At 69.3% G+C, this 10,077-nt stretch carries 7 protein-coding genes; 1 reads left to right on the forward strand and 6 read right to left on the reverse strand.

Features of this window, described 5'->3' with window-relative positions:
* Nucleotides 1–109: 109 nt before the first annotated feature.
* From KW835_RS23750 to KW835_RS23775, 6 genes are all read right to left on the reverse strand, one after another.
* Nucleotides 110–499 carry a hypothetical protein gene (locus KW835_RS23750; protein ID WP_218386975.1) on the reverse strand — a complete coding sequence of 130 codons (390 nt, stop codon included), beginning with the start codon at nt 497–499 and terminating at the stop codon, nt 110–112.
* A 37-nt stretch (nt 500–536) separates the two neighbouring features.
* Entirely contained in the window at nt 537–3,656 is a 3,120-nt protein-coding gene (locus tag KW835_RS23755) for an efflux RND transporter permease subunit (protein ID WP_218386976.1), read from the reverse strand.
* Nucleotides 3,657–3,669: 13 nt separating this feature from the next.
* Nucleotides 3,670–4,791 (reverse strand): efflux RND transporter periplasmic adaptor subunit, encoded by a 1,122-nt coding sequence (locus KW835_RS23760; protein WP_218386977.1) that lies wholly within the window; start codon nt 4,789–4,791, stop codon nt 3,670–3,672.
* Entirely contained in the window at nt 4,788–5,345 is a 558-nt protein-coding gene (locus KW835_RS23765; protein ID WP_056411754.1) for a hypothetical protein, read from the reverse strand. The genes KW835_RS23760 and KW835_RS23765 overlap by 4 nt, the downstream gene beginning before the upstream one ends.
* Before the next feature lie 36 nt (nt 5,346–5,381).
* Complete coding sequence (locus KW835_RS23770; RefSeq protein WP_218386978.1) at nt 5,382–6,650, reverse strand: TolC family protein; 1,269 nt, start codon at nt 6,648–6,650, stop codon at nt 5,382–5,384.
* 148 nt (nt 6,651–6,798) lie between these two features.
* Complete coding sequence (locus KW835_RS23775; RefSeq protein WP_218386980.1) at nt 6,799–7,185, reverse strand: hypothetical protein; 387 nt, start codon at nt 7,183–7,185, stop codon at nt 6,799–6,801.
* A gap of 204 nt (nt 7,186–7,389) precedes the next feature.
* Here KW835_RS23775 and KW835_RS23780 point away from each other — a divergent pair.
* Nucleotides 7,390–10,077, forward strand: a 2,688-nt coding sequence (locus KW835_RS23780) for a putative Ig domain-containing protein (RefSeq protein WP_218386982.1), incomplete at its 3' end; no start/stop codon positions are given.

Here is a 10,077-nt window from a genome sequence, read left to right on the forward strand (position 1 = left end):
TGCAAGCGCCTCACAAGCCATTTTCATCTAATTCTCCTTTGCACCCGGCGGAGCGGAAAGGCTTCACACCTTCGCGTTCCGGCCGGGCCCTGGCCGGCAGTTGCCTGGCCTACTTCACGGCAAACCGCACATTCGCCGCCTTCTTGCCGGGCAGCGTCACCAATGCCACGACCTTGGTGCCGGGCGCCACCTTGAAGCTGCCCTTGGCTTCGAGCTTGCCGTCGCCTGCGGGCACCAGCACGGCCTCGGACTTCTCCGTGCCGTTGAGCAGCGTGAGCTTGGCGCTCACGCCCTGGGAGCTGGCAGGCTTTCCGTGGTCGCGCAGGTGCAGGGTGATCACATCCGGTTTGGCCACGAGTTCGTAGTCCATGTCGTGGGTGGCAGCCACGATGCCACCGTGCTGCGGCTTGTGGTCGTCGCCGTGGGCATGGTCGCCAGCGGCGAAGGCTGAGCCGGAGACGGCCAGGGCCAGCGCGGCCAGGAGGTTTTTTGCAAACATGAAAGTCCTTTCAAGGGTTGGATGCACAGGAGAAAAGTCAGAAGGCCTCGGCACTGCGATCGTCCAGCAGCCGCTCGGCGTCGCGGCGGCCGAACAGCCAGAACAGGGCGGGAGTGAGGAAGGTGTCGAGCAGCGTGGAGCTGATCAGCCCCGAGAAGATCACCACCGCCACCGGGTGCAGGATCTCCGTGCCCGGGCGCTCGGCTTCCAGCAGCAGGGGCGCCAGCGCGAAGGCGGTGACCAGGGCGGTCATGAGCACGGGGGAGAGCCGCTCCAGCGAGCCGCGCACGATCATGGCGGTGTCGAAGTTCTCGCCCTCCACGCGCATCAGGTTCAGGTAGTGGCTCACCTTCAAAATGCCATTGCGTACCGAGATACCCGCCAGCGTGATGAAGCCGATCAGCGCTGCCACCGACAGCGGCTGCCCTGATATCCACAACCCCAGCACCGCCCCCACCAGTGCCAGCGGGATGTTGGCCATGATGAGCGCCGACAGCGTGGCCGAGCGGTAGCGCGTGTAGAGCACCACGAACATCAGCACCAGCGAGACGATGGCGAGAAGGCCCACCAGGCGGCTGGCCTCCTCCTGCGCCTGGAACTGGCCGCCCAGGGTGATGAAGTAGCCGTCGGGCAGGCGTGTTTCGCCCACCACCTTGCGGATGTCGGCCACCACATCGGACAGTGCCCGGCCCTGCGCGTTGGCCGAGAGCACGATGCGGCGCTTGCCGTCGTCGCGGCTGATCTGGTTGGGGCCGTCGCCGTCCTCGATGCTGGCCAGGCGCGACAGCGGCACCCGCCCGCGCGGGGTCTCGATCATGACTTGCGCCAAGCCGCCCGGTGAGCGCGCGCTCTCGGGCAGGCGGACCACCAGCGCGAAGCGCCGGCTGCCCTCCACGATCTGCGTGACCTTCTCGCCCTCCACCAGGCCCTGCAGCGTGGCCAGCACCTGCGCGGCCGGCACGCCGTACTGGGCTGCGGCGGCATGGTCCACACGCACGGTGATCTGCGGCGCCAGCACCTGCTTTTCGACCTCCAGGTCGGCCAGGCCGTCGATGGTGGCCAGCCGCGCGCGCAACGCATCGGCCTGGCCGCGCAGGGTGTCCAGGTCTTCGCCGAAGAGCTTGATCGCGATCTGCGAGCGCACGCCCGAAAGCATGTGGTCGATGCGGTGCGAGATCGGCTGGCCGATGGCAATCGCCGCCGGCATCTGCGCCAGCCGGCTGCGGATGTCGGCCTGCACCTCGGCCATGCTGCGTTTGAGTTCGGCCGCAGGCAACAGGCCCACGTCGAGCTCGCTCACGTGCACGCCTTCGGCATGCTCGTCCAGTTCGGCCCGGCCGCTGCGCCGGCCCACATGCGTGACCTCGGGCACCTGGCGCACCAGCACCTCGGCCTGGCTGGCCAGCGCCGTGGACTCGGCCAGCGTCACGCCCGGGTTCAGCCGCATGCCGATGAGCAAGGTGCCCTCGTTGAACGGTGGCAGGAACGTCGTCGGAAAGAACGGCACCGCCGCCACCGACAGGACCACCGCCACCCCGCTCACCGCCATGGCCATGCGCGGGCGAGCCAGCACCCGGGTGAGCCCGCCGCGATAGCGCGCCTTGAGCCAGGCCACCACGCGCGTGTCGCCATGGTCCAGGTTCTTCATGCGCGGTAGCAAATAGAAGGCCAGCACCGGCGTGACCGTGACCGACACCAGCAGCGAGGCCACGGTGGAGACGATGAACGCGATGCCCAGCGGCACGAACAGCCGCCCCTCGATGCCCGGCAGCGCGAACAGCGGCAGGAACACCAGCACGATGATGGCCGTGGCATAGAGGATGCCCGAGCGCACCTCCATCGACGCGAGCTTGACCACCTCGATGGGGTGCAGCCGGTGGTTCGGGTGCTTGGCGCGGTCCATCTTCAGGCGGCGCAGCACGTTCTCCACGTCCACCACCGCATCGTCCACCAGGCCGCCGATGGCAATGGCCAGGCCGCCCAGCGTCATGGTGTTGATGGACAGGCCGAAGTACTTGAACACCAGCGCCGTGATGAAGATGGACACCGGTATGGCGGTGAGCGCGATCACCGTGGGCCTGAGCGTGCCCAGGAACACGAACAGGATCACCGCCACGAACACCGAGGCGCCGATGAGCTTGCCCTGCAAGGTGGTGACCGAGGCCTCGATGAAGCTGGCCTGGCGGAAGGTCACGCGCGGCGCCTCCATGCCGGTGGGCAGCGACTTCTTCAAATCGCCCAGCGCCGCCTCGATGCTGCGCGTGAGCGCGATGGTGTCCGCCGTGGGCTGCTTCTGGATGCCCAGGATCACGGCCGGCTTGCCCTCGAAGCCCGCGTCCCCGCGCTTCAGGGCGGCAGCAAACGTCACCTCGGCCACCTGGCGCAGCAGCACGGGCTGGCCGTTCTTTGCGGCGAGCGCCAGGTTCTGCAGATCCTCCAGGCGCGACGTGCGGCCCAGGTGGCGGATCAGGTATTCACGCCCGTTGAGCTCCAGAAAGCCTCCCGAGGTGTTGGCCGAGAAGCCCTTGAGCGCCCCCGTGAGCTGATCGTGCGTGACGCCCAGTTCCGCCATGCGCGCCGTGTTCGGCTGCACCTGGAACTGGCGCACCTCGCCGCCGATCGGGATCACCTGCGCCACGCCGGCAATCGCCAGGAGGCGCGGACGCAGCACCCAGTCGGCGTACTCGCGCACGGCCATGGGCGTGGTGCGCTGCGCGTCGATGGGAATAGCCACCTGCATGATCTCGCCCATGATGGAGCTGATGGGCCCCATGCGCGGCGTCACGCCCGCGGGCAGGCCCTCCTCCATGGACGACAGGCGTTCGGACACCATCTGGCGCGCGCGGAAGATGTCCGTGTTCCAGTCGAAGGTGACATAGATGAAGGACAGGCCCGCGCTGGAGGTGGAGCGCACGCTCTCCACACCGGGCAGGCCGTTCATCGTGGTCTCCAGCGGGAAGGTGATGAGCTGCTCCACCTCCTCGGCGGCCATGCCGCCGGCCTCGGTCATGAGCGTGACCGTGGGCTTGTTGAGGTCGGGGAACACATCCACCGGGGTGCGCGACAGCGTGAAGGCTCCGTAGGCCATGAGCACGCCCGCCGCGATGAGCACCAGCAGCCGGTGGGCCAGGCTGCTTTCGAGTAGCCACTTGAACATCGTGCGGCTCCCTTCAACGGACCTGGTTGATCAGCGTGGCGCCCTGCGTGGCCACGCGGTCCCCGGCCTTGAGGCCCGAGGTCACGACCACCGAAGCGCCATCGAGCGGCACGTAGGTGACCACGCGCGGCGCGAAGCGCTCGGGCGATTCCTTGACCCAGACGATGGTCTGGTTGGAGGGGTTGCGCAGCAGCGACGCGACGGGCACCTGCACGCCCGCAGTCTGCTCGGCGGACTGCACGAACACGCGCACCGGCTGGCCCAGTGCGAGGGTGCCCAGCACTGCGGCGTCCCCGGCGAACTGCAGCGGCAGCGCCTGCTCGCGCAGGCTGCGCGCGGCGCCCAGAAAGCGCAGCGGCACACGCTGCCCGCCCATGGCCAGCGCGGCACCGGCGACGCTGTGGGCCTGGGCGGTGTCGTAGGCCAGGGCTTCGACGCGCAGGCGCGTGGGGTCCACCACCTCGAACACCAGCTCGCGTGCATCCACCACCTGCCCTGCCACTGCGTTGGCCGAGGCGATGACACCCGAGACGGGCGCCACCAGCGCATCGCGGGTCGAAAGGCCCGCCCCCACCGCACCCAGGCGCTGGGTGACGCTTTGCAGCTCGCTCTCCGCCGCCTCGATGTCCTTGCGCGGCACGGTGTCCGACAGGTCCTTCAAACGCGCCACGCGGCGTGCCGCCAGGTCGCGTGCGGCACGCAGCTCGGCCTGCTGCGCCAGTTGGTTGGAGCGCTCGATGGCGCCCGCCGTGGGCACCACATAGGCCAGCACCTCGCCCTTGCGCACTGCCTGGCCCACACCGGGCAGTCCCTTGGGCCCGGACTCCAGCCGGCCGGCCAGCGCGGCCTGCACCTTGCCGCCAGCATTGGGGTCCATCACCACCGTGCCGGCCAGCTCGAAGGCCTTGGGGTGCTGCCCCTCGGCCGCCACGAGGGTGCGCACACCCAGTTGGCGCTGCGCCGGCTTGGGCAAAAACACGCTGCCATCAGGCTGGCGCTTGGGGCCGTTGCCATCGGCGGCTGCGGGGGCGTCGCCGTGGTCATGGCCTTCTCCGGCGCGCGACATCAGCGGGGCGCACAGGGCGGCGGCCATCGCCACGGCCAGCACGGAATGCAGGGAGGTCAAGCGCTTCATGCGGCACCTCCCTGGTGCCGGGTGCGCGCCGCGCGGCCACGCCGCACGCCCCACACCGCTGCCAAGGCCAGCAGCACGGCGGCCACAGCACCGGCCACCAGCGCGTTGCGCCGGCCTGCAGGTTCGCCATGGGCGTGCGCTGCCGCATGGATGTCGATCTCGCCAGCCAGCAGATCGGTGTCGTTGCCGGCCACCACGGTGGCGGTGACGGGGCTTGCGCCCTCGGCCAGCGGAGCGGCCAGCGCGGCCTGGAATTCGCCGTCGGCCACGCGGGTCACCGGCACGCGCGAGCCGGCAATGTCGAGCTCCAGTTGCGCCTCCTTCACCGGGCTGTTGTCGCCCGCATGGTCGAGGTAGAGCGCGAGCTTTTGTCCTTCGATCACGCCCACCAGCTCGAACAGGTCGGAGGTGGCGGCAAAGCGCGGCAGCGCGGCGCCTGCCGCTGCAGCGGGAGCTTCGCCATGGTCATGGCCGGCGTCGGCGAGCGCGGCCGGGGGCACAAGGCCCAGCACCAGGGCCAGGCCCAGTGCATGAATCAGTGAAAGGAATTGCATGGTGGTTCGGGAATGAGGGATGAAAAAGCGGGGCGCTCACTGCGGCAGCAGGCCCAGGGCCTGGCGCAGGGTGGAAACGGCGGCCGCGGCATCGACGCGGGCACGCGCGAGCTGGCGCTCGGCCTGCACGGCTTCGAGCTCCACGCGCAGGCGTGTGGGCCAGTCGGCCTCGCCCAGGCGAAAGGCCTTGTCGATGAAGCCGCGCGTGTCGCGGGCCAGCGCCGCATGGCGGGCCATGGCCTCGCGCTGGGCCTGCGTGGCCCTCACGCGGGCGACGGCGGCGGCCACGTCGGCGGCCAGCCGGTCCTGCTCGACGCGGGCACGCGCCTCGGCATCGAGGGCATCCGCGCGTGCAGCCGTCTCCTTGGCGCGCGCGCGGTCGCCTCCGCCCAGGGGCACGCGCACACCCACGGTGAAGCTTTGCAGGTAGCGCTCGCCGGCCTGCTCGCGCCCGCGCGTGGCGGCCACGGTCAGCTCGGGGTTGGCGCGGGTCTGCACGGCGGCCAGGTCGGCGGCGCGGCGCGCCACCTCGGCCTGGTCCAGCCAGTCGGCCACGGCCGGGTGGTCCGTGGGCAGGCCTGGCTCAGGCAGGGCTTCGGCCTCGGGCTCTGCGGCATCGGCCAGCACCACCTTGCCGCCCCACGCCTGCAGGGCCGCCTGAGCGACATCGCGCGCGCCGGTGGCCTCTGCCACCGCCGCTTCAGCCTGGGCCACGGCACCGTCTGCCTGCGCCTGGTCGGCACGCGACATGTCGCCCGCCTTGAAGCGGCGTGCCACGTCGGCCGCCAGGCGCTGCGCGTTCTGCAGCCGGTCCTGGGCCAGGCCCAGCTCCGCCTGCGCACGCCGCAGGGCCCACCAGGCCTCACGCACGGTGGCGGCCAGTTGAAGCTGCGCGGCCAGCCGGCGGCTTTCCACGGCCTTGATCTCGGCATCGCCCAGCGCGGCCTTGCGCGCCCGCTCGCCGGGCAGCCACAGCGGCACGGCCACACCCACTTCGACTTCGCGGCTGCCCTGGTTGCTGCCGGGGCGGTCGCTCTTGCGGGACAGCTCCAGCGCCACCGGCTCGGCCGTCCACGACGACGCACCGCTGCGCGCGGCCTGGGCCGATTCGCGCCGGAGGGCCGCCGACTGCGCCTCGGGCTGGCGCTCCCAGGCCCGCTCGAACAGGGTCTTGAGCGTGAGCGGCGGCTCCGCTGGTTCAGCGGGTGACTGGGCTTGCGCAGCGCCTGCGGCCAGCGCGCATCCCAGCGCCACGGCCGCCAGCAACGGGCGTCGCTTGTGATTCTTTCTCGTTGTTTCTTGCATCCGATTCCTCTGCAGTGGCCGAGGGCCACGGGGTTGAAATCGGCGAGGCACGATGACCGGCGCAGGCGCTCACGCGCAGGCACTTGCGCAGCCCGCCAGGGCCGCAGCGATCATCAGGAAAAGGGTCGCCAGAAACCCGCCTCGCCGCTCAGGCGAGGACGGACCACTTGGGGCGTTCGGGGCGGGTGAGTGGTGGATGGACCCAGGCCGGCGCCACCAGCGCGGCGGGGGCAGCCACGGCGACCACAATGGCCTGGCCGCTGGCGCTCAAAGCCATGCAGCTGCCCGCGCCATGGCAGGCGTGGCAGTCCATGTCGGCCGTGCCGGTGGTGGCCAGCGCCTTGTGGTCGGGGGTTTCACCTGCCATGGACGACTGGGCCTTTTCGGCCGGCGCATCGCCATGGTGGTCGTGCGCATGGTGGCCGAAATGCGATGCCTGCGGAGCTGTCTCGTGCCCGCAATACGGCGATGCCGCTGCCCAGACGGACTGGAGCGGCATGAACACCAAAAGAAAGATAAGCAGCAAGCGGCGCATGGGCAGCGGGATTCTATGGCAGCGCCAAATACCCTTTTCGCGCGGGACACAACTGAGCGCCTGCGGACAGGCTTCCCGAGGTCTCCGCCGGGGTCATCAACCATAGGACGGGGCTCCCAAGAACGCAGAGGCACCGCCCGCGCAGGCATGTCAGGCGACCAAAGATAATCCGTCACGTCCCACCTTTCGTCCGAGGAGAGCCTCATGGCCGCCAGTGCGTCCCCCGCCCCCAATGAAATCGTGTTCGTCTTCGACAACCTGCCGAACTGGCAGCAACTGGCCAACAGTGTTCGCCCAGGCGCACAGGTGGTGGTGCTCGATGGCAGCCGGGACGGCCTCGTGCAGATTGCGCAATACCTGGAAGGGCGCAGCGGCATCGATGCCTTGCACATCCTGAGCCACGGTGGGCAGGGGCAGCTGCAGTTGGGCTCCCGGGTGCTGGACGCGGCGGCGCTGACCGCCGACGCCGACGTGCTGGAGCGCATTGGCCAGGCGCTGGGCGAGGACGGCGACATCCTGCTGTACGGCTGCAATGTGGCCGAAGGCCAGGTTGGCGCCGCCTTCCTCGAAACGTGGGCCACGCTGTCCAGGGCGGACGTCGCCGCCTCCACCAATCCCACGGGCTCGGACCTGCTGGGCGGAGACTGGGTGCTGGAGCGCCACAGCGGCAGCATCAAGGCGGGACACTTCTCGCGGGGCGGTGCCGTGGACTATGCAGGCCTGCTGGCCGCTCCGACCACCGAGAACTTCGATGGTGTCATGGTGACCGACGGGCACAGCCTGGGCACAGCGGGCCAGCCGCGCACGATCAACGGCTGGACCTTCACCATGCTGGGCGCCGACGGTAACCCCGACACAGGCATCTACAGCTATATCGACGTGACGAACGTTGCCAGCGAAACCTCGCTGGCCAATGACGGACCCGATCACGCAGCCGCACTCAACGGCACCTACGTCGCGGGCACTGGACTGGCCGCGGCCGTAATGGCCTCCTCGGACGGATCGGAATTTGCGTTCCAGTCCATCGTGGTCGAACAGTACCTGTCCGGCGGCGCCGACTACCGCCTGATCGGCTACCGTGACGGCAGCGCGGTGAGTGGCGCCACGCAAGACTTCACGGCTGGCCCGTATCCCAATGGCGGCGCCTTGGTCACCGTTTCGGGCAATGCCTGGGGGAACCTGGATGCCGTGTACATCGTCCGCCAGAACGGGACTACCGACATCTCCATCTATGTGGATGACATCACCGTGGCCCCCGTCACGCGGCCCACGGCCACCGTGGTGGTCACCGACAGCTCACTGACCGCAGGCGAGTCCTCGCTGGTCACCTTCACGTTCTCACAGGCCGTCACCGGTTTCACCAATGCGGACCTGACCATCCCCAACGGATTGCTGACCCCCGTCAGCTCAAGCAACGGAGGCATCACGTGGACGGCCGCGTTCACACCCACCGATGGCATTTCCGCTGCAACCAATCAGATCGTCCTGAACATGGCGGGCGTGACCACGGTCGCCACCTCGGTCGCCGGCACGGGCACGCAGAACTCGAACAGTTACGCCATCGACACGCAGCCGCCCACCGTCACTGCGGTCTCGGCCACCTCCGCCAATGGCGGCTACTCGCCAGGGCAGACCATCAACATCACCGTCACCTTCAGCGAGAGCGTCACGGTCACCGGTACGCCACAACTGACGCTGGAGACCGGCGCCATGGACCAACCCGTCAACTACACGGGCGGCTCGGGCACCTCCACACTGACCTTTGCCTATACGGTACAGGCGGGCGACGCCACCACGGATCTGGACTACACAAGCACCAGCGCCCTGGCCCTCAATGGCGGCACGGTGCGCGACGCGCTCGGCAACAACGCCAACCTGACGCTCCCGACACCAGGCGCGGCCGGATCGCTGGGAGCCAACAAGAACATCTTCATCAACATGGCCCCCACGGTGGCCAACGCCATTCCCAACCAGAACGCCACCGAAGACGCAGCCTTCAGCTTCCAGTTCGCGGCCAACACCTTTTTCGATGCAGACGTCGGCGATACGCTCAACTACACGGCCCAGACCGCCGGGGGCGGCGCCCTGCCCGCCTGGCTGAGCTTCGACCCCGCCACCCGCACCTTCAGCGGCACACCCGCCAACAGCCACGTGGGCACGCTCAGCATCGATGTGGTCGCCAGCGACGGCCGTGGCGGCAGCGTCACCGACACCTTCGACGTCGTGGTGGCCAACACCAACGACGCGCCCACGGTGGCCAGCGCCGTCCCCAACCAGAACGCCACTGAAGACGCGGCCTTCAGCTTCCAATTCGCCGCCAACACCTTCGCGGACGTGGACGCGAGCGACACGCTCACCTACACCGCCCAGCTCTCTGGCGGTGGAGCCTTGCCCGCCTGGCTCAGCTTCAATGCGGCCACCCGCACCTTCAGTGGCACGCCCGCCAACGGAGATGTGGGCACGCTCAGCATCCAGATCACGGCCGACGACGGCAATGGCGGCATCGTCACCGACACCTTCGACGTCGTGGTGGCCAACACCAACGACGCGCCCACGGTGGCCAACACCATCCCCGACCGCAGCGCCACCCAGGGCGCGGCCTTCAGCTTCCAGTTCGCAGCCAACACCTTCGCCGATGCCGACGTGGGCGACACCCTCAGCTACAGCGCCCAGCTCGCTGGCGGCGGGGCCCTGCCCGCCTGGCTCAGCTTCGACCCCGCCACCCGCACCTTCAGCGGCACACCCGCCAATGGCGACGTGGGCAGCGTCGACATCGACGTGATCGCCAGCGACGGCAACGGCGGCAGCGTCACCGACACCTTCGCCATCACCGTGGGCAACGTCAACGACAACCCCACCGTCGCCAACGCCATCCCCAACCAGAACGCCAGC

This window comes from Acidovorax sp. sic0104, from assembly GCF_019219095.1.
Classification (GTDB): Bacteria; Pseudomonadota; Gammaproteobacteria; order Burkholderiales; family Burkholderiaceae_C; genus Acidovorax.